Source organism: Rhizobium sp. PRIMUS64 (assembly GCF_023006465.1).
GTDB lineage: Bacteria > Pseudomonadota > Alphaproteobacteria > Rhizobiales > Rhizobiaceae > Rhizobium > Rhizobium leguminosarum.
Map to the genome: position 1 here is coordinate 1 of NZ_JALBGX010000053.1, position 25154 is coordinate 25154.

At 60.7% G+C, this 25154-nt stretch carries 22 protein-coding genes; 16 read left to right on the forward strand and 6 right to left on the reverse strand.

The features are described from left to right. The 3 genes from MOV76_RS20665 to MOV76_RS20675 all read left to right on the forward strand — a co-directional run. On the forward strand, positions 1-821 hold an 821-nt coding region (locus tag MOV76_RS20665; protein WP_247265179.1), incomplete at its 5' end, for a DnaJ C-terminal domain-containing protein. A gap of 121 nt (positions 822-942) precedes the next feature. Beyond that, the gene (gene fabI / locus MOV76_RS20670) at positions 943-1761 is read left to right on the forward strand and encodes an enoyl-ACP reductase FabI (protein WP_018245080.1); all 819 of its coding nucleotides are present in this window, start codon (positions 943-945) and stop codon (positions 1759-1761) included. A gap of 24 nt (positions 1762-1785) precedes the next feature. After that, positions 1786-2376 (forward strand): histidine phosphatase family protein, encoded by a 591-nt coding sequence (locus MOV76_RS20675; protein ID WP_130715748.1) that lies wholly within the window; start codon positions 1786-1788, stop codon positions 2374-2376. A gap of 126 nt (positions 2377-2502) precedes the next feature. Here MOV76_RS20675 and MOV76_RS20680 read toward each other — a convergent pair whose 3' ends face one another. After that, complete coding sequence (locus MOV76_RS20680; RefSeq protein ID WP_018449305.1) at positions 2503-2763, reverse strand: DUF1344 domain-containing protein; 261 nt, start codon at positions 2761-2763, stop codon at positions 2503-2505. 244 nt (positions 2764-3007) lie between these two features. Between MOV76_RS20680 and MOV76_RS20685 the strand changes: the two genes are divergently transcribed. The 4 genes from MOV76_RS20685 to MOV76_RS20700 all read left to right on the forward strand — a co-directional run bounded on the left by MOV76_RS20685 (position 3008) and on the right by MOV76_RS20700 (position 10564). After that, positions 3008-6187 (forward strand): EAL domain-containing protein, encoded by a 3180-nt coding sequence (locus MOV76_RS20685; protein WP_247265180.1) that lies wholly within the window; start codon positions 3008-3010, stop codon positions 6185-6187. A gap of 232 nt (positions 6188-6419) precedes the next feature. Beyond that, entirely contained in the window at positions 6420-7517 is a 1098-nt protein-coding gene (aroC, locus tag MOV76_RS20690) for a chorismate synthase (protein ID WP_026231122.1), read from the forward strand. A gap of 13 nt (positions 7518-7530) precedes the next feature. Then, positions 7531-8634: a 3,4-dihydroxy-2-butanone-4-phosphate synthase gene (gene ribB, locus MOV76_RS20695; RefSeq protein ID WP_130715746.1), complete on the forward strand. Its 1104-nt coding sequence runs from the start codon at positions 7531-7533 to the stop codon at positions 8632-8634. Positions 8635-8740: 106 nt separating this feature from the next. Next, on the forward strand, positions 8741-10564 hold the full coding sequence (locus MOV76_RS20700; RefSeq protein WP_028734874.1) for a hypothetical protein: 1824 nt from the start codon (positions 8741-8743) through the stop codon (positions 10562-10564). A gap of 342 nt (positions 10565-10906) precedes the next feature. Here MOV76_RS20700 and MOV76_RS20705 read toward each other — a convergent pair whose 3' ends face one another. Further along, on the reverse strand, positions 10907-12097 hold the full coding sequence (locus MOV76_RS20705; protein WP_247265181.1) for a winged helix-turn-helix domain-containing protein: 1191 nt from the start codon (positions 12095-12097) through the stop codon (positions 10907-10909). Between the two features lie 118 nt (positions 12098-12215). On the opposite strand from MOV76_RS20705, the gene MOV76_RS20710 reads away from it, so the two are divergent. From MOV76_RS20710 to MOV76_RS20735, 6 genes are all read left to right on the forward strand, one after another. Next, positions 12216-12890, forward strand: a complete 675-nt coding sequence (locus MOV76_RS20710) for an energy-coupling factor ABC transporter ATP-binding protein (RefSeq protein ID WP_130718772.1) — start codon at positions 12216-12218, stop codon at positions 12888-12890. After that, complete coding sequence (locus MOV76_RS20715; RefSeq protein WP_130715744.1) at positions 12890-13498, forward strand: energy-coupling factor transporter transmembrane protein EcfT; 609 nt, start codon at positions 12890-12892, stop codon at positions 13496-13498. The genes MOV76_RS20710 and MOV76_RS20715 overlap by 1 nt, the downstream gene beginning before the upstream one ends. 24 nt (positions 13499-13522) lie before the next feature. Beyond that, positions 13523-14086 (forward strand): biotin transporter BioY, encoded by a 564-nt coding sequence (locus tag MOV76_RS20720; RefSeq protein WP_027685745.1) that lies wholly within the window; start codon positions 13523-13525, stop codon positions 14084-14086. A gap of 165 nt (positions 14087-14251) precedes the next feature. After that, the gene (locus MOV76_RS20725) at positions 14252-14764 is read left to right on the forward strand and encodes a GXWXG domain-containing protein (protein WP_247265182.1); all 513 of its coding nucleotides are present in this window, start codon (positions 14252-14254) and stop codon (positions 14762-14764) included. An 87-nt stretch (positions 14765-14851) separates the two neighbouring features. Then, entirely contained in the window at positions 14852-15640 is a 789-nt protein-coding gene (locus MOV76_RS20730; protein WP_247265183.1) for an alpha/beta fold hydrolase, read from the forward strand. Beyond that, complete coding sequence (locus MOV76_RS20735; protein WP_247265184.1) at positions 15640-16779, forward strand: PAS domain-containing sensor histidine kinase; 1140 nt, start codon at positions 15640-15642, stop codon at positions 16777-16779. Before MOV76_RS20730 ends, MOV76_RS20735 begins: the two co-directional genes overlap by 1 nt. Positions 16780-16854: 75 nt before the next feature. Here the strand turns inward: MOV76_RS20735 and MOV76_RS20740 are convergent, their stop codons facing one another. The 4 genes from MOV76_RS20740 to MOV76_RS20755 all read right to left on the reverse strand — a co-directional run bounded on the left by MOV76_RS20740 (position 16855) and on the right by MOV76_RS20755 (position 21324). Further along, positions 16855-17994, reverse strand: a complete 1140-nt coding sequence (locus MOV76_RS20740) for an acyltransferase (protein WP_247265185.1) — start codon at positions 17992-17994, stop codon at positions 16855-16857. Positions 17995-18228: 234 nt separating this feature from the next. Then, positions 18229-18450, reverse strand: a complete 222-nt coding sequence (locus MOV76_RS20745) for a hypothetical protein (RefSeq protein WP_104891238.1) — start codon at positions 18448-18450, stop codon at positions 18229-18231. Between the two features lie 166 nt (positions 18451-18616). Beyond that, positions 18617-20161 (reverse strand): methionine--tRNA ligase, encoded by a 1545-nt coding sequence (locus MOV76_RS20750; RefSeq protein ID WP_247265186.1) that lies wholly within the window; start codon positions 20159-20161, stop codon positions 18617-18619. Between the two features lie 248 nt (positions 20162-20409). Continuing rightward, on the reverse strand, positions 20410-21324 hold the full coding sequence (locus tag MOV76_RS20755) for a LysR family transcriptional regulator (protein WP_247265187.1): 915 nt from the start codon (positions 21322-21324) through the stop codon (positions 20410-20412). A 47-nt stretch (positions 21325-21371) separates the two neighbouring features. Between MOV76_RS20755 and MOV76_RS20760 the strand changes: the two genes are divergently transcribed. The 3 genes from MOV76_RS20760 to MOV76_RS20770 are packed head-to-tail and all read left to right on the forward strand — an operon-like array spanning position 21372 to position 25145. Next, positions 21372-22763, forward strand: coding sequence for an MFS transporter (locus tag MOV76_RS20760; protein WP_028734885.1), 1392 nt, complete (start codon positions 21372-21374; stop codon positions 22761-22763). A gap of 28 nt (positions 22764-22791) precedes the next feature. Further along, positions 22792-23865 carry a tartrate dehydrogenase gene (locus tag MOV76_RS20765; protein ID WP_018449318.1) on the forward strand — a complete coding sequence of 358 codons (1074 nt, stop codon included), beginning with the start codon at positions 22792-22794 and terminating at the stop codon, positions 23863-23865. 11 nt (positions 23866-23876) lie between these two features. After that, positions 23877-25145, forward strand: a complete 1269-nt coding sequence (locus tag MOV76_RS20770) for a glycerate kinase (protein WP_247265188.1) — start codon at positions 23877-23879, stop codon at positions 25143-25145. Positions 25146-25154: the final 9 nt, after the last annotated feature.

A 25154-nucleotide genomic window follows, 5' to 3' on the forward strand; every position in this document is an offset into this window, starting at 1 on the left:
AGGCAGGTTCCGCTGAGGCCGCCGACGAGATGGTGGATCGCATTTTCGGCGCCCAGGCCCGCGCAGCTGCCAGTGGCCAAGCGCAGGGTCGCGCCCAGCAGACGCAATACCAGCAGGCCCAAAATCAACAGACACAAAACGCCCAGGGCGACGCCGGCAAGCGCATGGATGGCGATGCCGCCGAGGCCGACAGCAGGGGCGACGAGGAAGCAGGCGAAGCTGCGGCAAATGCCGCCGCCAACCTGTCGCTGCCGCTCAGCATCCTGACAAATCTGGTGCGCCGTTTCACCGGCGCCAAGGATACGGGCCTCGAAAAGGCACCGGATGAGGTGACGACGGCGACGGTGACGATCGACGACGTGTTGAAGAGCGGCTGGATCACTGCATCGTTGCCGGAGGGCCGCGAAATCGGCTTCGCATTGCCGGCCGGCACGACCGACGGTCACGAGATCAGGCTCAAGGGACAGGGCTTCAAACTGCCGGGCCTGCAGCGCGGCGACGCCGTCATCAACATTCGCATTGCGCCAGATCCGCGCTTCACGGTCGACGGTTTCGATCTGCACGCCGTGCTGCCGCTCAGCATCGAAAATGCCGTGCTCGGCACCGAAGCCCGCATCGAAGGACCGAGCGGGCCGCTGAACGTGACGATCCCGGCATGGTCCGGCTCGGACAAGACGATTAGAATTCCCGGCCAGGGATTGCCCCGCGAAGAGGGCGGCAGAGGCGATCTCGTTGTCGAATTGCGCATTATCTTGTGGGAAAAACCCGACGATAAAATCACCGATCTCATGCGGAGCATGCGCGAAGGCCTGTTCCTATGAAATTTTTATGACATTCGCACCCTTTATTACGATCCCTAACAGTTGATGATCCCGGCCAAGCTTGAACCGATTAACGGCCTATGCCATAGGCAGGATCGATCAGAATCCTAGGGAGCGAAATATGGCTCAAGCATCCGGCCTCATGGCAGGCAAACGCGGCGTCATCATGGGTGTCGCCAACAATCGTTCGATTGCGTGGGGTATTGCCAAGGCCATTCATGCGCAGGGTGGAGAAGTCGCGTTCACCTATCAGGGCGATGCGCTGAAGAAGCGTGTCGAGCCGCTCGCCGCCGAAATCGGCGCGACACTGGTCGGCCACTGTGATGTCGCCGACGAAGCCACCATCGATGAGGTTTTCGGGAACGTCGAAAAGCTGTGGGGCAAGATCGATTTCCTCGTGCATGCGATCGGCTTTTCCGACAAGGACGAGCTGACCGGCCGCTACGTCGACACCTCGGCCGACAACTTCGCCAAGACGATGCAGATCTCCGTCTATTCCTTCACTTCGGTCGCACGCCGCGCCGAGAAGCTGATGACGGATGGCGGCGCCATGCTGACGCTGACCTATTACGGCGCCGAAAAGGTCATGCCGAACTATAACGTCATGGGTGTGGCCAAGGCCGCGCTCGAAGCGAGCGTCAAGTATCTCGCCGTCGACCTCGGGCCGCAGAACATCCGCGTCAACGCCGTCTCGGCCGGACCGATCAAGACGCTTGCCGCCTCAGGCATTGGCGATTTCCGCTATATTCTGAAGTGGAACGAATATAACGCACCGCTGCGCCGCACCGTCACCATCGAGGAAGTCGGCGATGTCGGCCTCTATCTCCTGTCGGACCTGTCGCGCTCCGTCACCGGCGAAGTGCACCATGCCGACAGCGGCTATCATGTCATCGGCATGAAGGCGGTCGACGCGCCCGACATTTCCGTCATCAAGGACTAGAGCATTTCGAGCGGAGCTGAGACCGTGCTTATCTACGTGATCAGACACGGCCAGACCGCCTGGAATGCCGAGCGCCGCCTGCAGGGTCAGAAGGATATCCCGATGAATGCCACGGGCCTCGAACAGGCTCGGCAGAACGGCATCGCGCTTGCCGGGATTCTCGGCGACACGATCGACCAATTCGATTTTGTCGCCAGCCCGCTCGGGCGCACACGCGCGACCATGGAGATCATGCGCACCGCCATGGGCCTGCCACCGCTCGCCTATCGTACCGATCCGAGGCTGGTGGAAATTTCCTTCGGCGACTGGGAGGGCTCGACGATCAAGGAGCTGAAGGCGACGCAGCGTGAGCGGGTGGCGGAACGCAATGCCTCGAAATGGGATTTCATCCCGCCCGGCGATGATGCGGAAAGCTATGAAATTCTCTCCTGGCGGACCGGCTCATGGCTGAACTCCGTCGATCGCCCGACGGTTTGCGTGACACATGGCGGCGTCATCCGCACGCTTTTCCAGACAATCGCCGACCTGCCGAAAAGCACTGCTGCGGAAGGCGCGATCCCGCAGGATCGAATCATCAGGATCGAAACCACTGAGCGGACGATCGTCTGGCTCTAGGCAGTGCCAGTCAGCGATGCGCTCAACAGGTCGGATTGGAATGCGAACGAGCTGTTTGGCCTGTGCTGTCCAGGGAGGTTGCAGCCATCGGCGCTTACCTCACCCGATCAGTCTCCAGAGAACTGCCTATTTGACGATGTCGAGATCGTTGATGACGCGTTTGCCGTCGACCTCGGTATAGAAGACGATCACCTTCACGCCGGCTTCGAGGCCGTCAAAATTGAATTCCTCAGGCGCCTGATAGGTCTTGCCGTCATCGAGCGTCAGCACGAGGTTTGTTGTGTCGACCTTCTTGATCGTCGCCTCGACATCGGCGCTCTCGGCAAAACCGCTCATCGGTGACAGGAAGCTTGCTGTTGCCAAAAGCGTGGCGACGACGAAACGCATGGCGACAATCCTTTTAAGACGCTGCACGAGAACATGACTGGCCACAGATAAGCTCCTGAATATGGCGAAAATTGCCCGTAAGAATGGCTTTTCCCGCCCAATTGATGAATAGGATTTTAAATATAATCAAGATACCGCGTTAACCCGCGGTTTTTCCCTTCACACGATTTTTCGGCATCGCCGGCGGGCAATCGTAAATTAACCCGCGCGTCCTACAGTTGCTCGCCAACAGGGGAGTTTCATTTTGCTATCCAGGCTCAGCGACAGCAAGCAGTTGCGGCGCGTGTTGAAGAATACTCGCGTTTCGTTTCTGGTTTCGTCGCTTGTCGCCCTCGTCGTCATCATGGTCGGCTTCGGCCTCGACCGGGCCAATACTGCGTCTTATGTGCGCGAACTTCATATCCGCACCGAAAACGAGACGAACCTGATCCGCGCCCGGGTCATGGCCGAGATCAATTTGGACCTCAGCGTCGTCCGCGACCTTTCGAACCTGATCTCCCTCAGCGCGGCCAACGGAGAGGAGATGGAGCGCCAGATCAACTGGCTGCTGATCCAGAACCCGTCCTTCATTCATATCGCCGTCGCCCCTGATTTCATCGTCCGCGACATCCAACCGCCGCAATCCGGCAATGAGCGGATCGGCCGCGACGTGCGCGAAACTCTCTTCTTCCGCCAGGTGATGACCAGCGCGGCCGGCGACCAGTCGGCGCGCTTCTACGGCCCGATCAGCATTGATAGCCGCGACGCCTTTGCCATCTTCTTCCCGGTTTTCGTCAGGGAGAACGGCGAGCGGCGGCTCTGGGGAGCAGTCGAGGTCGCGATCGACCAGACGATGTTCTACCAGGCGACCGGGCTGATGCCGGCACGCGACCGCGAGAACCGGGAACGCTATCCGCATCTCGACCATCTTTCGATCGCCATCCGCGATATCGGCGCGGCGGCCGCGACCAATGCGGCTCTGCCGCCGCCGTTCTTCGGTTCGTCCGATATCGATGACAAGCATCCGATGCGCCAGAAGATCGGCTTTGCCGGCGGCAAGTGGGAGCTTTCCGCGGTCCCGAACAGCGGCTGGAACGCGATACCCGAAAACCGCACCGAGTTGCGTCTGATCATCCTTGCCGCCGGCTTCATCATCATCGTGCCGATCTTCTTCGCGACCCTTCTGCTCGGCGAGCGCAATCGCAATATTACCGCGCTGGAGAGGCGCGAGGCGAAATTGCTGGAACTGTCGCAGCGGCTCAATCTGGCGCTGGAATCCTCCAATATCGGCATCTGGGAGCTGGAGGATCATTCGAGCAGCCTGCTCTGGGACGCCCGCGCCGCGGCTCTGCACGGCAAAGCGGCGGCAGAAGGAAGCCGGCCGCTCGACGAATGGCTGGCGGCGATCCTGCCCGAGGATCGTGAAACCGCCGAAGTGCATTTCTTCAGCTGCAGCATTGCCGGCGCTGCCTGCACGGCGCAGTACCGCATCCTGCTTGGCGACGGTGGCATCCGCCACCTGCGCTCGGTCGGCGCCTTCTATACGGATGCCGGCGGCGTCAGCAAGACGATCGGCATCGTCTGGGACGTGACCGCCGATGCGGTGACCACCGACACGCTGCGCAAGGCCAAGGATATGAGCGAGGTCAAGAATGCCGAGCTGGAGCTGGCGCTTGAAGAGCTCTCAAGCCGCGAGGGGCAGCTCGCCGAGCTTTCCAGCCGGCTCGACCTGGCGCTCAACTCCTATCAGTGCGGCATATGGGAGGCGCGGCCTGGCCTCGGCGGCTCGATCTGGAACGAGCGGATGCACGAGCTCTACGGGCTTGCGCCGCGCAACGGCTTCATGACCGAGGAGATCTGGCTTAGCCGCATCCACCCCGAGGACCGGAGCCTGGCGCTCGAAAGCGCGCGTCACTTCAAGCGCAACGGCGATACGCACACCCTCGTCTGCCGGGTGATCGTCGACGACGGCTCGGTGCGCTATGTGCGCTCGGTCGGCAAGGTCCACCAGACGGGGACCGGCGAGATGAAGATCATGGGCATCGCCTTCGATGCCACCGAAGACGTGCTGATGACGATCCGGCTGAAGGCCGCCAAGGACGAGGCGGTCGCCAAGAATATCGAGCTCGAACTTGTCAAGAACAGGATCGAGCACAATTCGCTGCACGACCCGCTGACCGCACTCGCCAATCGCCGCAAGCTCGACATCGCACTCGAAAATCTCACCCATGACGGCCGGCAGCAGCGGCAGAAATTCTCGATCCTGCACATCGATCTCGACCGCTTCAAGGACATCAACGACACGCTCGGCCATGCCGCCGGCGATGCGATGCTGGTGCACGCCTCGAAGGTGCTCGCCAAGAATGTCCGCGGCAGCGATATCGTCGCGCGCATCGGCGGCGACGAGTTCGTCATCCTCGCCCTCGACGTCGGCGACAAGGAGATGGCGCAGCTTTCGACACGGATCATCGAGGAGATGCGCCAGCCGATCGATTTCCAGGGCTTTTCCTGCCGCTGCGGCGTGTCGATCGGCATTGCGCTCGCCAACGGCATCCATGTCGATGCGCGCAAAGTGCTGATCAATGCCGACATCGCGCTCTACCGCGCCAAGAGCATGGGCCGCAACCGCTTCGAATTCTTCAATCACAATCTCCAGGCCGATATCATCAACACCAAGCGTACGGCCGACGAGATCCTCGCCGGCATCGACAATGGCGAATTCACCGCCTGGTATCAGCCGCAATTCTGCGCCCGGACGATGGAACTGACCGGCGTCGAGGCGCTGGTGCGCTGGCAGCATCCGTCCAAGGGACTGCTGACGCCCGACAAGTTCCTGCGCATCGCCGACGAGATCAATGTCGTGCAGATGCTCGACCGGATCGTGCTGGAAACGGCGCTGCACGACAAGATGCGCTGGACCGCGCGCGGCATTGCCGTGCCCAAGGTCTCGGTCAATGTTTCGGCCCGGCGGCTGCATGACGGCAGCCTGCTGGAATCGCTCGCCGACCTGCATATCCGTCCGGGCGAAATCTCCTTCGAACTCGTGGAATCGATCTTCCTCGACGAGAGCGAGGACGTCGTCTCGCAGAATCTCGAGCGCATCAAGGCGCTCGGCATCGATATCGAGATCGACGATTTCGGCACCGGCCATACCTCGATCGTCAGCCTGTTGAAGCTGAAGCCCAAGCGCCTGAAGATCGATCGCCAGCTGGTGCAGCCGATCGTCAATGCCTCGCAGGAGCGCGCACTCGTCAGCTCGATCATCGAGATCGCCCGCTCGCTCGGCGTCGAGACGGTGGCCGAAGGGGTGGAGACGGCAGCACATGCCGCACTGCTGCGCGATCTCGGCTGCGATATCCTGCAGGGCTATGCCTTTTCGCGGCCGCTCTCCTTCGACGATTTCACCAACGAAGCCACAGGAACGGGGTGGCGGCTGGCCTCGTGATCGCCGCCTGCCGATCGACCTCGTCCTGACCCCTCCCCGCCCGCGCAGAGAGAGTGGCGGCAGGATGCGCCGTCCATCCCCGACAACGAACGGAAACAGCATTTCCTGAGCTGGTGGTTTGGCGCAAAGAAAGGCTTTTGCCTCGGCGGGTTTTTGGCCTATGAGTGTCGCGCCTTTTCAAGCAATGGCGCGGCCGGCAGCGACCGGCTTTGGCGCGCCACCGTGGGAACACATGTCGCACAATACATTCGGTCACCTTTTCCGCGTAACCACCTGGGGCGAAAGCCATGGTCCGGCGCTCGGCTGCGTCGTCGACGGCTGCCCTCCGGGGCTGCGCTTCAAGCTCGAAGACCTGCAGGTCTGGCTCGACAAGCGCAAGCCTGGCCAATCCCGCTTCGTGACGCAGCGGCGCGAGGACGATCTGGTGAAGGTGCTGTCCGGCGTCATGCTGGACGCCGACGGCGCGACGATGACGACCACCGGCACGCCGATCTCCATGCTGATCGAAAACACCGACCAGCGCTCCAAGGACTACGGCGAGATCGCCAAACAATATCGCCCCGGCCATGCCGATTATACCTATGACCTCAAATACGGCATTCGCGACTATCGCGGCGGCGGCCGCTCCTCGGCGCGCGAAACCGCCGCGCGGGTTGCCGCCGGCGGCATCGCCCGCCTTGTCGTGCCAGGTGTTACCGTGCGCGGCGCGCTGGTACAGATCGGCAAACACAAGATCAACCGCCGCAACTGGGATTGGGACCAGGTCGATCAGAACCCGTTCTTCTCGCCCGATGCCGCGATCGTGCCGGTCTGGGAGGAATATCTCGACGGCATCCGCAAGAACGGCTCCTCGATCGGCGCAGTCATCGAGGTGATCGCCGAAGGTGTGCCGGCCGGCCTCGGCGCGCCGATCTATGCCAAGCTCGACCAGGATATCGCCTCGCTGCTGATGTCGATCAACGCCGTCAAGGGCGTCGAAATCGGCAATGGTTTTGCCGCCGCCGAAACGTCAGGCGAAGACAATGCCGACGAGATGCGCATGGGCAATGACGGCACGCCGATCTTCCTTTCCAACAATGCCGGCGGTATTCTCGGCGGCATCTCCACCGGGCAGCCGGTGGTGGCGCGTTTCGCCGTCAAGCCGACCTCCTCGATCCTGACCGAACGCCAGTCGATCGATGCGGAGGGCAAGAATGTCGATATCCGCACCAAGGGCCGACACGACCCCTGCGTCGGCATCCGCGCCGTGCCGATCGGCGAGGCGATGGTCGCCTGCGCCGTCGCCGACCATTATCTTCGCGACCGCGGCCAGACCGGCCGTCTGAAATAGGAGCGCTCGTCCCATGTCTTATGACCAGAAGCGTGTCGTCGACGCCATCCGGGCCTTCGAGGCCGGCGAGATCGTCGTCGTCATGGACGACAATGACCGCGAGAACGAAGGCGACCTGATCGTCGCTGCCGTGCATTGCACACCTGAGAAGATGGCCTTCATCGTGCGCCACACCTCCGGCATCGTCTGCGCGCCGATGCCGAAGGAAGAGGCCAAGCGCCTCAACCTCAACGCCATGGTGGCGGAAAACGATTCGGCCCATACGACGGCCTTCACCGTCTCGGTCGATTTCAAGCACGGCACATCGACCGGCATCTCCGCCGACGACCGGACGCTGACGGTGCGCAACCTCGCCAATCCGAATGTCGGCGCTTCCGATTTCGTCCGTCCCGGCCACATCTTCCCGCTGGTTTCCCGCGAAGGCGGCGTGCTGATGCGCTCCGGCCATACGGAAGCTGCCGTCGACCTCTGCAAGCTCGCCGGCCTGCCGCTGATCGGCGTTATCTCAGAACTCGTCAACGACGACGGCACCGTCACCCGCGGCCCTGAGGTGGTGGACTTTGCCGAACAGCACGGGCTGAAGCTCGTTTCCGTCGCGGATCTGATCGCCTATCGCCAGCGCAAGGAAACGCTGATCGAGCTCGGCACCAGCTTCGACATCGAGACGCCGTTCGGCAAAGCCAAGGCCCATACCTATTCCCTGCCCTGGGACCCGATGCAGCATCTCGCCGTCGTCTTCGGCGACATCCGCGACGGTGTCGACATCCCGGTGCGCCTGCATCCGGAGAATGTCGCCGATGATCTCTTCGGCAAGAACAGCCCGGTCGATTTCTACATGCAGAAGATTGCCGAGCAAGGCCGCGGCGTCATCGTCTATCTGCGCGAAGGCTCGGTCGGCGTCGGCCACCACGACAACGGCCGCAAGGCCCGCAACCAGGGCCGCGAAGCCCATGCCGAAGCCCAGACGCGCGACAGCGAGTGGCTGGAAATCGGCCTCGGCGCCCAGATCCTCAGGGATCTCGGCGTCAGCTCGATCAAACTGCTCACCAGCCGCGAGCGCCACTATGTCGGCCTCGAAGGTTTCGGCATCAAGATCAGCACGACGGAGATCTGCTGACTACGCTCATGCTGCCGCCGCTCCGTTTCTAGATGTTTAGTCCCGGAACCAACCATAATTTAAATATCTTCCGTCTATTGATCCGATGTGGGATTGGAGCGGAATCATGCAGGTCGATCTGTCAATCAATGCGTCGCAGACACAGGAAAATTGCGCCAAGAATAAACCTCTGGCGACATGGCGGATTTTCTCGGTTATATACTTCGCTGCTTTGTCTATCGCCCTTCTCGATTTTGCCGATGCGCGCAGCTTTCTCGGCGATATCGATGACCGCATGCGTGAATTGCAGATTCGCCAATTTTTCTCGGCAAATGGGCGTTGGTATGATCTGACGCTGCCGATGATCGCGATGCCGGAGACCTATGCGTCGCCATGGTCGCGGTTGATCGATCTTCCATATATGACCATAGCGGCCATATTGGCGCCGTTGCTCGGTCTCGAAAAATCAATCCCAATTTCTTTCGACATCTGGCCGCCGGTGATGCTCTCGATATTCTGTCTTTTGGTCGCGGCGATTTTTCGCCCGCAACTGAGAGTATCACGCGCATTGAATTACACAATCGTGGTTACCAGCGTTTTCCTGATGGCCCTTGCCGTGTGGGAATTCGTTCCGGGTCGCATCGACCACCACAATATGCAGATCATCGGGCTCTTGATTATGATGGCGGGCCTTCAAAGATGGGACAGGGCGGGCGGAATCCTTGTCGGAGCCGGTACGCTCATCTGCTTCGTCGTCAGTCTCGAGGGGCTGCCGTTTGTAACGCTCGGTTTTCTCGGCCTTGTTCTTTGCTTTGTCTTCGATGTCCGCGGCACGCGCCAGGTGCTTTTTGCCGCGGCAGTAACAATTCTGGTTCTGACGTTGCCTGCCGCATTCGCTTTCATTGGGCCATCGGGAATTCTCTCGATGCAGTGCGACGCCGTTTCTGCTCCCTATATTCTGCTCGCGATCGGCTGCTCCCTTTCTCTGGCTACAGGAACAGCCTTGCTGGCAAAGCAAACCTTTAATGTGAAGCTGATTGGGCTTGCCCTTCCGACAGCATTCGTCGCAGCAGCAACTGCCATCTTGTTCCCCCGTTGCTTGTCCGGTCCCTATTGGATGATCGACCCTCTCTCCAAGGCGGATTGGCTGGACAGGGTCGGGCAGGAGCACAGCTTCGTCTATTTTCTCCAGCAAGGCCAGTTCTTCATCGTCTTCATGCTCGCGGTCCTTGCCTGCATCGCAATCATGGCGCTGCCGGCCGTGATTGGTGGGGCGCGCAAGCAGCATGCGGGTATTGCGATCATGTTTGCCATCGCCGTCGCAAGCCTCGTGCTGACGCTGCTTCAGACGCGAAACATACGCTTCGCGTTCGCATTTATTCCACTGTTCTTGCCGCTTGCGCTTGAACTCGTCACAATGTCGGCCGCAGACGCGTCCGGCAGGCTCAAACAGGTTCGCACCCTTGTTGCGGCAGCCGTCATTCTTGTCCTTGGAACGACTGCCGCATTGCGATTCATAATACCGCAGCAGGAATCCCATTACGATGCCATCGACTATATGGCTTACAGTGACTGCGCTGATCAGGACTTTTCCGTTCTTTCGAGCCAGCAACCCGGGCGCATAGCGGTGCCGCAGGGGTTGGCGTTGCCGGTTGTATTTGCGGCGCCCGACGGATTTTCTGTCGCTGCCGTTCCATTCCACCGCGCCTCGCCAGGAATGAAACGGATGTTTGAGGCCTTTACGTCGCACGCCAGCGAGGTTCGCCGCTCGGCACTCGCGCCTTTCGACTATGTCGCCGTCTGCAGATTTCCGTTGTCCGTTGATCCACGTGAGGCGCCACTTTACGCGGAGTTGGCGAGAGGCGGCTCTTGGCCGGGACTTCAGCGTATTCCATCTCCGTCAAAGACAGATTTTCAACTCTTTCGCATTGACCATTCATCGCTTCGCTGATGTTGCTGGACGATGGAAGCCACAACTCGGGGATTAGTGCGTGGACACATTGCGACCTAATTCAGACGCTGTTGACTGCGATTTGACGATCGCGCGAGGACTTGTCGCGGCGAGTGGCGATGCCTCATGTTGCTTGAGTTTGCCGCAGAACCTGCGATGAGATTGCGCCACCGCTAGACCCAATAGGGTCAAGAGCTTCCTTGTGATTGCTTTGCAAGGATCTATGCACAGGAGGTGTCTTGTTGATGCGCAGTAGTGGCAATGTGTCGACGGGAACAAGCTTGGTTTGCGCGATCGCGTGACTAATGTAGCCTCGCAAGGCTTTGCACCGGTCTAGCGGAATCATGCCCTCCAGCCGTCCAAAAACACGACCTTCTCCACACCCGCAAACCGCGCAACCCGATCAAGCTCCGCCTCCAGCCGCTCCAGCCGCCCAGCCGACGGCTTGACGCCGGGCTCCAGCCACAGCCGCTTGACGTCGAGCGTCGACTTTTTCCGATCCGCCTTCATGTCGATGCGGCCGATCAGCCTGTCGCCTTCGAGCAGCGGGAAGACGTAATAGCCATATTCACGCTTCGGCTCGGGCACGAAGATCTCGATGCGGTAGAAGAAGCCGAACAGGCGTTCGGTGCGGTTGCGGTCGCGGATCATCGGGTCGAAGGGGCTGAGCACGCGGACGCGCGGCGGAGCGCCGGGGTAAGTGTCGAGTGTCGACAGGAAATCGGTAAAAGCCCAGGATGGGCGCGCCTTGCCGCCAAGCGCCGGTTCGATCAACACTTCGATCAGTTCGTCGCGATGGGCTGATACCCAGGCCTTGGCCTCATCGGGCGAGACCAGGTTCCAGAAGGCTGATATCTCGCCATGGGTGGCGAAGCCGAGCCGGGTAAGCGCGCTGCGGCAGGCCCAGTCGACGAACTCCTCGCGGCTCACCTCCGGCTCGCGGAACTCGGCCGGGATGACTCGTTCCGCCAGGTCATAGATCTTCTGGAAATTCGAGCGGCCGGCGATGGCGAACTTGCCGGTGTGCCAGAAATATTCGAGCGCCGTCTTGTTCGGATGCCAGTTCCACCAGCCGCCGGAAACGTGGCCGTCGGCCTTGATGTCGCGCGCCAGGATCGCGCCGTCGCGCTCAACGCGCTCATAGGTCTCCGCGAACGCCGCCTCGAAGCCCTCGCCGCGCCATTTGCGCCAGCGCTCGACGATCACCTGCTCCTGATGGCGGAACTTGTGCTTCCAATAGACGAAGAAGGCGCTCGGCAGGATGGAGGCGTCGTGCGTCCAGTGCTCGAACAGCGCGCCGTCCTTTTCGAGCAGCGCGGTCAGATGCTCGCGCCTGTAGGTCTGGTTGCGGGAAAACAGGATCTGATGATGCGCCCGCTCCACCGTCTGGATGCTGTCGACCTGGACGAAACCCAGTTCATGGATGAGCTGCAACAGGCCGGCCTTGGTCAAGGCGCGGTTCGGCGGGGCGCTGAGGCCCTGCTTGGCAAGAAAGACACGGCGGGCGTCGGAATTGGAAAGCAGATTCGTCATGACTGCATCATAATCCGGAAAATCTTCCTAGCCACCCGATATCGACAAGGAGATTTACTCTTTCATCACCGGAGATTCCCCGTATAGAAGCGGGATCGCGAGGATGCGAGGGATGGGTTTGGATATTCGTTTCGAAGGCGCCGGGGTCAGTTTCGGGGCACGGGTGGCGCTGCAGCCGCTGACGCTTGGCATCAGTGGAAAACGCATCGGTGTCATCGGGCTGAACGGTTCGGGCAAGACCACTTTCGCGCGGCTGATCAACGGATTGACCAAACCATCGGTCGGCCGCGTCACCGTCAACGGCCGCGACACGAGCGATGAGAAGGCTGCTGTGGCCGATGTCGGTTTCATCTTCCAGTCGCCGCAGAACCAGATCATCCTGCCGATCGTCAAAGACGACATCGCCTTCGGGCTGAAGCGGCGCGGCTTAACCAAGGCGGAAATCGAGGCGAAGGTCGAGGGCGTGCTGGCCCGCTTCGGCGCTGAGGCGCTGGCCGATCGCCGCGCGCATGAGCTTTCCGGCGGCGAGCTGCAGGTGGCGGCCCTCTGCTCGGTGCTGGCGACGGGACCGGGCATTCTCATCCTCGATGAACCGACCAACCAGCTCGACCTCAAGAACCGGGCGTTGGTCGAAGGGATTATCGCCGGGCTGCCGGAAAGCGCCGTCATCATCACGCACGACCTGGAACTGATCGCCGGTTTCGAGCGGGTGCTGCTGTTTCATGAAGGGCGGCTTGCCGCCGATGCGCCGGCTGCCGAGGCGATCGCCCGCTACAAGGAGATCGCCGCCTGATGCAATCGCTCTATGTCGAAGGCAACAGCGTGATGCACCGGCTTTCGCCGCGGGTAAAGCTGTTGTCGCTGACGGTCTTCGGCGTCGTGCTGTTCATCAGCGACAACATCCTGCTGCTTTCGATCGCCGTACTGCTGACGGCGGTTCTCTACCGGATGATCGGCCTGCCGTTTGCCGATGGGCTCAGGCGGCTGCGGCCGGTCTTCCTGACGATCGCGGTCGTGGCGCTTTTCAACCTCATCTTCAATCCCTGGCAGCAGGCGCTCGTGCCGCTGCTGCGGCTGACGGCGTTGATGCTGCTTGCCGCCACCGTGACGGCGACGACGTCGATCACCGCGTTCATCGACGAAGTGACGGCGCTTGCCCGCCCGCTCGAACGCACCGGCTGGGTGCAGGCCGACGATATCGGCCTGGCGCTGGGGCTGGTGCTGCGTTTCGTGCCGGAGATCGTCGGCCGTTATCAGGCGATCCGCGAGGCGCATAAGGCACGCGGGCTGAAGGTCCGGCCGACGACGCTGCTTGCGCCGCTGATCATCCTGACCCTTAAGGATGCGGATAATATCGCCGCGGCGATTGACGCGCGCGGAATTCGGCGGCATGTGAGTTAACGATTGATAAACACGGAATTCATGATGAGCACTCGCGACCTCGTTCTTACCGCCCTCTTTGCCGCGATCATCGTGGCGCTTGGCCTGCTGCCGCCGATCTCGCTCGGCTTCATTCCGGTGCCGATCACCGCCCAATCCCTCGGCGTCATGATGGCCGGCGTCGTGCTCGGCGCCCGGCGCGGCGCGATTGCCGTGCTGATCGTGCTGGTTCTGGTCGCGATCGGCCTGCCGGTGCTTTCCGGCGGCCGCGGCGGGCTTGCCATCTTCGCGTCGCCAACGGCCGGCTTCCTGGTCGGCTGGATCTTTGCCGCCTTCGTCACCGGCTATCTCAGCGAACGGCTGGTCAACGAACAGCAATCCGGCCTGGTACAGACGGTGAGCTTCTTCCTCACCGCCATGGCCGGCGGCATCGTCGTGCTCTACGCTTTCGGCATCACCTATCTCGCCACCGTCGCCGGCCTCGGCTTCACGAAAGCCTTCGTCGGCTCGATGGCCTTCATTCCCGGCGATGTGATCAAGGCATTCGTCGCAGCCCTGCTTGGCCGCGCCGTCATGGTCGGCTATCCCCTGCTGCCGTCGCGCGCCTGACGCATAGACCGGTCTTGTCTGGGAATACCCCAACGGCCCCTTCGGGGGCCGTTGCGCTTAAAGACATGGAGCCCTTCACCAGAAGTCGCTTCCGGTCCGGATGAATGCGGGAACTTCCAAACCTTCTTTTCATTTGTCGCAACGAACATCCGTGAAGGAGAAATCATGCGAGGCGACCAGCAGGAGGAGATGGCTGCCTGGTTCCGCTCGCTGAATCCTGTCCAGCCGAAGGACCTGGTCGGCCTTTGGAGCGGCGTCGGCATTCCGTCGGATCATCCACTGGACGGCGTGCTCGAGAATCTCAACTGGTTTGGCAAGCGCTTCCATTCCGACATGCGGGCGGACGCCCTGCTCTTCACGTGGAGACCGGGCCGACTGGTGGCGCTCGAGCCAAGCTTCTTACCCATCAGGCTGGCGATCAAGATAGCGCCCTTTGGCCGGACATTCGTCGCGCGCAGCTGGTTCTCATACCTGCAGAAGATGCTTCGAGCGAGAGGCACGACCGCTTCGTTACGGCTTCAGGCCTTTGACGGCATCGAAACGGCTGCGATGATCTACGACAAACAGCCGATCGTGGACTACTTCCGGAGGATTGACGATGGCGAGATTGCCGGAATGATGTGCGTTCGCGACGACCCTCGGCGGTTCTTCTTCAAGCTCCGGAAAGTGACGGACTGAGGTATGCAGCAAACGGCTGGCGCCTGGATAATCTTTCCTCAATCCAAAACAGGCTGAACATGCTATGAAAGCAGGGAAGAGGGCGAGATGACCGTCATCGATCGAAATCATGTTCAAGTCCGGGGCGATGGCCAGCGTGCGATGATCTTTTCGCATGGATTCGGGTGCGACCAGAATATGTGGCGCTTCGTGGCTCCGGCTTTTGAAGGCGACTTCAAGACAGTGCTGTTCGATCATGTTGGCGCGGGACGATCCGATCTCACGGCCTATGATGCCGGAAAGTATTCTTCATTGTCTGGTTATGCCGATGACCTCGTGGAAATTTGCCGCGCGCTTGGCCTGACACAAACAGTCTTCGTCGGGCACTCCGTCAGCGCGATCATTGGCGTCATCGCGTCGCTTAAGGCACCGGACCTGTTTGAAAGCCTGATCCTTGTCGGGCCGTCGCCGCGCTATATCAACGACGATGACTATATCGGCGGCTTCAGCGCGGCCGAGATAGACGAACTCCTGACATCGTTGGACGACAATCACTTGGGGTGGTCTGCCGCCATGGCGCCCGCCATCATGGGCAATCCGGATCGACCGGAACTTAGCGAAGAGCTGACAAACAGTTTCTGCCGCACCGATCCTGAGATCGCCAAGGCGTTCGCGCGGGTGACCTTCACCTCAGACAATCGCCGCGACCTTCCGCGCGTCACCGCCAGAACGCTGGTCCTTCAATGCCGCGATGATATCATCGCCTCCGAAGAGGTCGGCGAATTCGTCCATCAGCAGGTCCCGAATAGTCAATTGGTCGTGCTGAACGCAAGTGGCCACTGCCCTAACCTCAGCGCTCCCGACGAGGTCATCTCTGCAATCCGGCGGTTCGTCTGATGAGCGGTCCCGACACGCAGATCTCCATGCCGGCGGAAGACCTTGAGGACTTGTACGAAAACGCGCCATGCGGCTATCTTTCGCTGCAGCCGGACGGGCGCATCGCCAAGGTGAACAAAACGCTGTCGACCTGGATCGGCATCCCTGCCGAGCAACTCCTCGGCAAACGACTTCACGACCTGCTCAACACCTCGGGCCGTATATTCTACGAAACCCATTTTGCGCCTTTGCTGCGCATGCAAGGGTTTTTCAACGAGGTTGCCCTCGATCTTGTGGCGGCGGACGGTAGAAAACTGCCTGTGCTCGCCAATGCCATGGAAAGACGTGCAGAAGACGGCGCCCTGCTTTTCACCCGTGTGACGATGTTCCAGGCTGCCGAGCGTCGCCGTTATGAACGGGAACTGGTCGAAGCGCGCGCGGCGGCGGACACGGCCGGTGCCATCGTCAAATCCCAGCTCGACTTCGAACAGCAAACCGCCGAGTTGCGGGAGCAGTTCATCGCCATCCTTGGGCATGACCTGCGCAACCCGCTTGCCTCGATTGCCGCTGCGGGGCGTATGTTGCGAAAGGAAGAGCAGACCGATCGCTCGACTAAAGTTCTCGATTTGATGCAGGGCAGCGTCGTTCGCATGTCTGGCCTGATCGACAACGTGCTTGACTTCGCGCGTGCACGATTGGGTGGCGGCATCGTGCTCGACAGGCGAGCGGAGGAGGTCGAGCCGATCCTGCGGCAGGTCATCGAAGAACTCCGCTATAGTCACCTCGACCGCAGGATTGAAGTGAGCATCGAATTAGACGGCCCTATAAGTTGCGACAGCAGCCGGATTGGCCAGCTGGTGTCCAATCTCTTGGGAAATGCCCTGACCCATGGGACGCCGGACGAACCGGTGCGGCTATCTGCGGCAACCGTCGACGGAAGACTGGAGCTTTGGATCGCCAACGGCGGCGCTCCTATTTCCAGCGATGCGATGACACGGCTTTTCCAGCCTTTCTTCAAAGGCGAAGCCGGCACAAGTCAAAGAGGATTGGGGCTGGGTTTGTATATCGCTTCGGAAATCGCCCGCGCCCATGGCGGGGCGATCACGGTCAGTTCCGGTGACAACGAGACACGCTTCACCTTTGTGATGCCCTTGGATTGAACCCGACCGCACAGCTGCGCCGACGTGGGCGGAAAGACACATTCACAGCGCAGACGCTATGAAGGGCTCGCGCACCTAGACCCGAGACTCTTTCGTCTGAAAGACCGCAACACGTTGCCCAAGCCTGTCAAAGACCAATCGCAAAACGCTGCGGATGGGAGGCTCTCCCCATTTGCACACCGCCAGCGACATTACACAGACGATCGCAACGGCCAAAGCCAGCGCCAACAGCGGTGTCATCTCCAGATCAGTCAGCCAGTCGAGAAGTTGGACGCCGATCGCGAAATGCAACAGATAGAGCGGGTAGGTCATCGAGCCGAGGGTTTTGACCGATTGAAGGAGGGCGGTCGGCAGACGACTGATCTGCTTGGCATAGGTCACGCTTGCAACGATTGATATCAGCCCCGCCACCCAGATTGCGACTGCGGGAAGCGGCGAGAAGGAATGACCGGCTGCGGCAAGAGTGCGCTCGCTGGTATTTTCGCCTGCCATGTATATCTGAGCCGCCCCCGTCACCAAGGCGCAGATCAAACCCACCCAGGAAATTCGGCTCATCCGAGCTTGAGACAAAAGCCAGATGTAGATGCCAATGGCAAATTGGCAGCCATAGTAAAAAGGGATGGCCCGCCAGGCGGTCTCCGTGAATATGGCCAGGATGTCTGAATCGGGAAGGGCGTATAACAGAGCGATAAACACCGTGCTGGCCAGTGACAAGCCGAGCGCCAGAGCAGGCATCCTTGCCTTCTGACCCATCGCACACATGATGAAGACAAGGGCGTAGAAACAGATCTCACATGCCAGGGTCCAATATTGCCCATCGATCCATGGCCCGCCAGGGTAGAGGGTGACCGACCGCAGATAGTTCTTGATGATGCGGCGATTAACGTCTTGAGTTGCAATGACGATCAGCGTCAGTGACGCACATATCCATACTGCTGGATAGAGCCGCAGAATTCGCCCCTTGAGAAACGACATCGCAGTGGCTGCAGCGGCAGAGTTGACGATGACGAGCCCTGATATGACGAAAAACAATTCGACACCAACCCATCCAGGTTGGGCGATATTCTCTATCAGGGGCATTTTGTAAGGTCTTAGATATAAGGGCGAAGCCCAGGAAGCAAATCCAAGATGAAACATCGTTACCATGAGTGCACATACAAATCGTAGTGCGTCGACGCCGTAAATATACGGGCTGCCGGCTTCAGATTTTACCATAGCGATTTCCCCCAAAATCAAATCCACTACTACCTGGACTTGGATTTTGGCGCAAGATACTCGCAGTTGGCGTAGGAATTGTGATTGTGGGTCAGTTGGTCCACTTGCCCGTCAAATAGCCTTCGACAGCTCCGTCTGATGGTCCCGCGGTATGGCCGTCTCGATACGGACTGGAATCCGGGCAACAAAAAACCGCCTTGAGGCGGTCGGGCATGCTATCGATTTCAGTTTGATTTAGTCTCCTCCTCCGCCATCTCCGCCACCGCCATCACAGCCGCCGTCGCCTGAGGCATCGAACCAGCCTCCACCTCCATCGCCGGAGCCTTCCGAATTGCCCCACCTGCGCTTGGTGTTTGCGGTGGTCTGGGTGGTGGCGCCTCTTTCTGCCCTTGCGATCAGCGCAAAGATCAGTGCGAAGCCTCCAACGAGCACGGTAACCACAAGAAATATCTCCAATCAGTATCCTTCGTATGTTTCAGGAAATCTCGTTTCCTGACTAAAATAGTAGATTATTTTCCCGCTTCCGGAAATAGCCTGAATATGAAACTTTCATGACACTCTGGTTCACGTCAAAACTCTGCGCTGGCTGGTTGCAGCGCAGAGCATCTCGGGTTGGTCCCCTTCAAGCCGCCGCCCTTTGCGGAAAGAGGACGGCTTGCGGGGCGGTTTTGACTCCAGCCACCATTAAGGGGTCCCGATAGAGGCGAGGAGACGGTATTCCGAGCCTTGAATGCAGCTTTGCGGCCGAGCTTGGCAGGAACGGCAGGAGGCAGCGGGCGATGATCGCAAGGCCGTGGACCTGCTCGGCCAGGGAAGCGCCAAGACGAGTAGCGGTCGCCTTCCGATTGTCCGGCGTGAGATCGGCAAGCAGGGCTTTCGCATCGGCCCATGGCGCGCGTTGTGCAAACCGCCTGTTCGCCGCACCGATGAACTCGAAAATATCCGCGAGGCCGACATGGAGCTCGTAGGCCGCGAAGGCTCGAGCCACCTTCTCCGGAAGGCGGGCAGCCTCCTCCACAAGCTCGCTGTCTGGCACTGGCGGAACGATGCCGTTGAACGAGGTCGACAGAAGGGCAAGGACCCGGTTGGCGAGATTTCCGAGCTGCCCTGCCAACTCTCCCGACCAGGCGGCTTCCAGACGCTCGTCTGAGAAATCGCCATCGTCACCCGAGCGTATATGCCGGAGCAGGTAATATCGCAGTGCGTCGGGCGTTTCGTAGGATTGGATGATGCGTTCCGGATCGATGCCGTTGCCGGCCGACTTGCCGATCTTCCGGCCGTCCACCGTGACGTAGCCGTGCACCAGGATCGACGAAGGTGGCGGCAGGCCTGCGGAAAGCAGGATGGCCGGCCAGTAGATGGCGTGGAACTTCGAGATGCCCTTGCCGACGACGTGGATGCGTTGGCCGCCGTTCCAATAGTGCTGCAGCAGGGTTGGATCGGACCCATGGCTGAGACCTGTGAGGTAGTTCGCCAATGCATCGAACCAGACGTAGACGACCTCATCCCCATCGGGGACGGGCACACCCCAGCCGCGCGCCCGTTCGGCGCTGCGCGACACGCTGATGTCGGTCAGGCCGCGCCGCAAAAGGGCAAGGACCTCGTTGCGACGATGGGCTGGAACGATCCGAAGCCCCCCGGTCTCGACGAGCTCAAGCAGCCGGTCGCCGTATCGCGAGAGGCGGAAGAACCAGTTCTCCTCACGGATGGTCTCAAGGGCAATGCCGTGTTCCGGGCAGCGCCCGTCATCGAGTTCCGACGGCTCGTAGAATTGCTCGCAACCGACGCAATAGAGGCCCTCATAGGCCTTGCGATAGAGGTCGCCATTTTCAGCGCATGCCCTCCACAAGGCGTGGACGCAGGCGATATGCCTCGGATCGCGCGACGTGCGGACGAATTCCTCGTTGGATATATCGAGCAGGCCGCCAAGGCGCTCGAACCTGTCGGCGTTGGCATTGACGAAGTCCCTCACCTCCTGTCCCGCGGCTTCCGCCGACCGGACATTCTTCAGGCTGTTATCGTCGGTTCCGCATTGGAAGCGCACGTCATGGCCGAGAAGCCGGAAATGGCGGGCATAGGCATCGGCCTGGACGAGCTCGAGAGCGAAGCCCACATGCGGCGCGGCATTCACGTAGGGGATGGAGGTGGTGATGTAGATCTTGTTCATCGGCGTTTCCTTTCGAAGGCTGTTAATGCCCGCGAGACGGATCGACCCATGAAAAGACCGCCTCGAGGGCGGTCGCTGGTGCATTCTGGACGCAAGAAACCCGCCACGCTATGAGCGCGGCATCATCATCACGAAGGTGCTGATCACGGTTTTGTCCATGCGATTTTCCTAGCATCAAGGGCGGTTTCGAACAAGCGTGCTCGTTGGCGCCCATCGTCAAACCACGCAGCGGCAATTGAATTCGATTGTCAGGCAAGCTCGGCATAGTGGGCCAGCTTGTCTTGAAGCATGGCGAGAATGCGGTCTCGTCCCGGGTCACGGACGCCCTTCAACCACGCGACTGATAGGGGAAGCTTGTTCATCGCCGCCGTCCCTCCGATATCGAGAGCGATGTAACGGACGCCGCTGACGGCGAGCCGCGATGTCCATTGGGGTACGATCGCCAGCCCGATCTCCGCGGCCACGAGATTGACAATCGTCTGCTTTTCTTCCGCGAGTTGGGCCACCCGTGCCTGCAGTCCCGCCTCGATGAACAGCTTCATCGTCAGGTCATGGCTATGCGGGCGCGACCGGCGCTCCGGGACGATCAACGGTTCGTCGGCGAGGTCTTCGATTCTCACGCTGGCTCTCGAAGCCAGTCGATGGTTCTCGGACATGGCGACGACCGCGGTCTCATGGAAGAGAAACATCGTCTTCAGCTTGGGGTCGACGATATCGGGGGCGCGGATGAATGCCAAATCCAATGAACCCGACAGGAGTTTCGGGATCAGCCTGATCGTCTTGTCTTCCGACAACTGCGTCGAGACGTCGGGACACTGCTGGCGGAAATCGTGCAACAGCATGGGGACGAGCCCTGCTGCCGCGCTGTCGATCGCCCCGATCCGCAGCACATCCGCTTTTGCCTGGCGGGAAATGTTGAACCGTTGCTGAAGAGCTTCGGTCTTGGCCAGGATCTCCCGCGCGCCCTCCAGGAGGACGAGACCGTCCTCCGTCAGCGACACGCTGCGTGTCGTTCGCGCCATCAGCCGCGTCCCGAGGGATTCTTCAAGCAGGCGTATGTGCCGAGATAGCGATGCCGGCAGGAGGCCAAGCTTTTGAGCAGCCCGCCCGAAATGAAGCTCGTCCGCTACCGACACGAAACATCGAAGCTGGTTCAGGTCCACGAACGTCTGCTCCAGAGTTCGATTATATCAAATTTTTATATATTCTTGTGTCGCTTGAGGATCAAGCCGGCGGTGGTCATAGATATTCGCAAGCGCAGGAGGTGCGCTTCGTTTATCGTCCAATCTGGGAGGAGACCGTCGTGACCCACGACTTGGAAACGCGCGTCTTGCGCAAAATCACATTCCGCATCGTACCGTTCATCATGCTGCTGTATTTCATCGCGTTTCTCGACCGCGTGAATATCGGCTTTGCCGCCCTGACGATGAACCAGGACCTCGGCTTCTCGTCGACCGTCTTCGGCATCGGTGCGGGCATCTTCTTCGTCGGCTACTTCCTCTTCGAAGTTCCCTCGAACCTCATTCTCAACAAGGTCGGCGCCCGCATCTGGATCGCCCGGGTGATGATCACCTGGGGGATCGTCTCGGGCCTCATGGCTCTGGTGCAGGGGACGACCAGCTTCTACGTCCTGCGCTTCCTTCTCGGCGTCGCCGAAGCGGGCTTTTTCCCCGGCATCATCCTCTATCTCAGCTTCTGGTTCCCCGCCCGCCGCCGCGCCGCGGTGACCGCGATCTTCATGGCCGCAGCACCGCTCTCCACGGTCCTCGGCTCGCCGATCTCCGGCGCGCTGATGGAAATGCACGGCCTTCTCGGCCTTGCCGGCTGGCAGTGGATGTTCCTGATCGAGGCAGCCCCAGCCATCATCCTTGGTGTCGTCGTCCTGTTCTATCTCACCGATCGTCCGGAAAAGGCGAAATGGCTGACGGACGAAGAGCGCAGCTGGCTCGTCAAAACGATGAATGCGGAGCAGGCAGGCAAAAGCAAGGCCAGCCACAGCATCCTGGCAGGACTGGCCGACATCCGCGTGATTGCCCTCGCCCTGGTTTATTTCGGCACCTCTGCCGGGCTTTACACCCTCGGCATCTGGGCTCCGCAGATCATCAAGCAGTTCGGCCTATCGGCACTCCAGGTCGGCTTCATCAATGCTATTCCCGGTATCTTCGCCGTCATTGCCATGGTTCTTTGGGCACGTCATTCCGACAAGACCGGCGAACGGACATGGCACGTCGTCGGAGCCTGCCTGCTGGCAGCCGCAGGACTGGCCTTCGCAACGGGTGCGACCAGCGTATTCACCGTTCTGATCGCTCTCACCCTCGTCAACATCGGCATCAGCTCCTCGAAGCCGCCGCTCTGGAGCATGCCGACCCTCTTCCTTTCCGGCCCGGCTGCGGCGGCCGGTATCGCCACCATCAACTCCATCGGCAACCTCGGCGGCTTCGTCGGTCCGTCGATGATCGGGTGGATCAAGGATACGACCGGGAGTTTCGCCGGTGGCCTCTACTTCGTCGCCGGGCTTCTGCTGATCTCGGCAATCCTCACCCTCGTCCTGGCACGGTCCGGCGCTAAAGCAGCTGATACCCGCGCCGCCAGTCAACACTGACCACAGCTGACCCAATCGGAGAATACCAATGCGTGAATATGCAATCGCCACCATCCCCGCCGACGGCATCGGCCCTGAAGTCATCGCCGCCGGTACACGTGTCCTGGCTGCTATCGAGAAGCGCGAGGGCGGGATCAAGTTCAATCTCGAGAATTTCGACTGGGGATCCGACTATTACAAAAAGCACGGCGTCATGATGCCGACCGACGGCTTGAAGCAGCTGAAGAAATTCGACGCCATCTATTTCGGCGCCGTCGGAGCGCCTGATGTTCCCGACCACGTCACGCTCTGGGGTCTGCGGCTGCCTATCTGCCAGGGCTTCGACCAGTATGCGAATGTTCGCCCCACGAAAATTTTGCCCGGGATCACGCCGCCGCTGCGCAACTGCGGCCCGGGCGATCTGGACTGGGTTATCGTCCGCGAAAACTCCGAAGGCGAATATTCCGGTCACGGCGGCCGTGCACACAGGGGGCTGCCGGAAGAGGTTGGCACTGAGGTCGCCATCTTCACCCGCGTCGGCGTCACCCGCATCATGCGCTATGCGTTCAAGCTCGCCCAGTCCCGGCCGCGCAAGTTCTTGACCGTCGTCACCAAGTCCAATGCCCAGCGGCACGGCATGGTGATGTGGGATGAAATCGCGGCCGAGGTGGCCGAGGAATTCCCCGATGTCACCTGGGACAAGATGCTCGTCGACGCCATGACCGTCCGCATGACCCTCAACCCCAGGAGCCTCGACACCATCGTCGCCACCAATCTTCATGCCGACATCCTCTCGGACCTTGCAGGCGCGCTCGCAGGCAGCCTCGGCGTCGCGCCGACCGCCAACATCGATCCGGAACGCCGCTTCCCGTCGATGTTCGAGCCGATCCATGGTTCTGCTTTCGACATCACGGGCAAGGGCATCGCAAACCCGGTGGCGACCTTCTGGACAGCGGCGCAGATGCTCGACCATCTCGGTGAAACAGATGCATCCGCACGCCTGATGCGGGCCGTCGAACGCGTGACGGGGGCCGGCATATTGACGCCTGACGTCGGTGGAACGGCCAATACCAAGGAAGTCACCGACGCGGTCGTCGATGCGATCCACGCATCGAACGTCTGAACGATCCGACGATGTCCTGGACCGATCAGAAAGCATGGGCAACGCTGCATCAGATCTTTGATGCAGCGGTCGAAAGCGCCAGTCCGCAGCGGGCGGTTCTCGAAAACCTCCCGGACAAGCCAAAGGGCCGATGCATCGTCGTCGGCGCCGGTAAGGCATCGGCGGCCATGGCGGCCGCTCTCGATAGCGCCTGGCCGGATGTCGATCTCTCCGGTGTTGTCGTGACACGCTATGGTCACGCGGTGCCTGTCGGTCGCATCCGCATCATCGAGGCATCGCACCCCGTTCCGGATGCGATGAGCGAAAGGGCGGCTGCCGATGTGTTGCAAGCCGTTCGCGGGCTGACACCGGACGATCTCGTTGTTGCTCTCGTCTCCGGCGGCGGCTCGGCGCTTCTGGTCGCTCCGGCGGGCGGCATGACCTTGGCGGACAATCAGAGCGTCAATCGCGCGCTTCTGGCAAGCGGCGCGACGATCACCGAGATGAACGCCGTTCGCAAGCACCTCTCGCGTATCAAGGGAGGCCGTCTCGCGCTGGCCGCCCAGCCCGCGAAAGTCGTTACCCTGGTCATTTCCGATGTGCCGGGCGATGATCCTGCATCCATCGCATCCGGCCCGACGATCGCCGATGAAAGCACGATCGACGAGGTTCGCGGCATCATATCCCGCTACAGGATCGTTCTGCCCGACACGGCACGCTCCGTCCTCGAAAGCGGCGACGAGACGCCGAAACCCGCCGATCTCGCAAGCGATGTCCGCATCATCGCTGCCCCCTCGCTCGCCCTGGATAGTGCAGCGAAAGCCGCCGCCAACGCGGGCCTGCAAACACTTGTCCTCGGCGACGCCATCGAGGGAGAGGCGCGCGAACTCGGTACGGTGATGGCAGGCATCGCCTTATCCGCAAAGACCAAGGGGCTTCCGGTTCGCGGGCCCGCCGTCCTTCTGTCGGGCGGCGAAGGGACGGTTACAATCGGCTGCGAGCCCGCGGGGCGCGGTGGCCGCAACACCGAATTCCTTCTCGGCCTTGCGGTGGCCCTCAAGGGACATGCCGGAATATGGGCGATTGCTGGCGATACCGACGGCATCGATGGCACCGAAGATGCAGCGGGGGCCGTCGTCACGCCCGACACGTTGGAGCGCGGCCGTAAGAAGGGCCTTGATGCCCGAGCCTATCTCGCTTCGCACGACAGCTATTCATTCTTCGACGAGATCGGGGATCTGGTCAAAACCGGGCCTACCCTGACCAATGTCAACGATATCCGAGCCATACTCATCGTCTGAAACGGCGAC

What these genes read in the sequence shown, in the direction of transcription:
- fabI (WP_018245080.1), top strand. Translation starts at nt 943, where the DNA reads ATGGCTCAAGCATCCGGCCTCATGGCAGGCAAACGCGGCGTCATCATG.
- MOV76_RS20680 (WP_018449305.1), bottom strand. Translation starts at nt 2,763, where the DNA reads ATGCGTTTCGTCGTCGCCACGCTTTTGGCAACAGCAAGCTTCCTGTCA.
- aroC (WP_026231122.1), top strand. Translation starts at nt 6,420, where the DNA reads ATGTCGCACAATACATTCGGTCACCTTTTCCGCGTAACCACCTGGGGC.
- ribB (WP_130715746.1), top strand. Translation starts at nt 7,531, where the DNA reads ATGTCTTATGACCAGAAGCGTGTCGTCGACGCCATCCGGGCCTTCGAG.
- MOV76_RS20700 (WP_028734874.1), top strand. Translation starts at nt 8,741, where the DNA reads ATGCAGGTCGATCTGTCAATCAATGCGTCGCAGACACAGGAAAATTGC.
- MOV76_RS20705 (WP_247265181.1), bottom strand. Translation starts at nt 12,097, where the DNA reads ATGACGAATCTGCTTTCCAATTCCGACGCCCGCCGTGTCTTTCTTGCC.
- MOV76_RS20715 (WP_130715744.1), top strand. Translation starts at nt 12,890, where the DNA reads ATGCAATCGCTCTATGTCGAAGGCAACAGCGTGATGCACCGGCTTTCG.
- MOV76_RS20720 (WP_027685745.1), top strand. Translation starts at nt 13,523, where the DNA reads ATGAGCACTCGCGACCTCGTTCTTACCGCCCTCTTTGCCGCGATCATC.
- MOV76_RS20725 (WP_247265182.1), top strand. Translation starts at nt 14,252, where the DNA reads ATGCGAGGCGACCAGCAGGAGGAGATGGCTGCCTGGTTCCGCTCGCTG.
- MOV76_RS20730 (WP_247265183.1), top strand. Translation starts at nt 14,852, where the DNA reads ATGACCGTCATCGATCGAAATCATGTTCAAGTCCGGGGCGATGGCCAG.
- MOV76_RS20735 (WP_247265184.1), top strand. Translation starts at nt 15,640, where the DNA reads ATGAGCGGTCCCGACACGCAGATCTCCATGCCGGCGGAAGACCTTGAG.
- MOV76_RS20740 (WP_247265185.1), bottom strand. Translation starts at nt 17,994, where the DNA reads ATGGTAAAATCTGAAGCCGGCAGCCCGTATATTTACGGCGTCGACGCA.
- MOV76_RS20750 (WP_247265186.1), bottom strand. Translation starts at nt 20,161, where the DNA reads ATGAACAAGATCTACATCACCACCTCCATCCCCTACGTGAATGCCGCG.
- MOV76_RS20765 (WP_018449318.1), top strand. Translation starts at nt 22,792, where the DNA reads ATGCGTGAATATGCAATCGCCACCATCCCCGCCGACGGCATCGGCCCT.
- MOV76_RS20770 (WP_247265188.1), top strand. Translation starts at nt 23,877, where the DNA reads ATGTCCTGGACCGATCAGAAAGCATGGGCAACGCTGCATCAGATCTTT.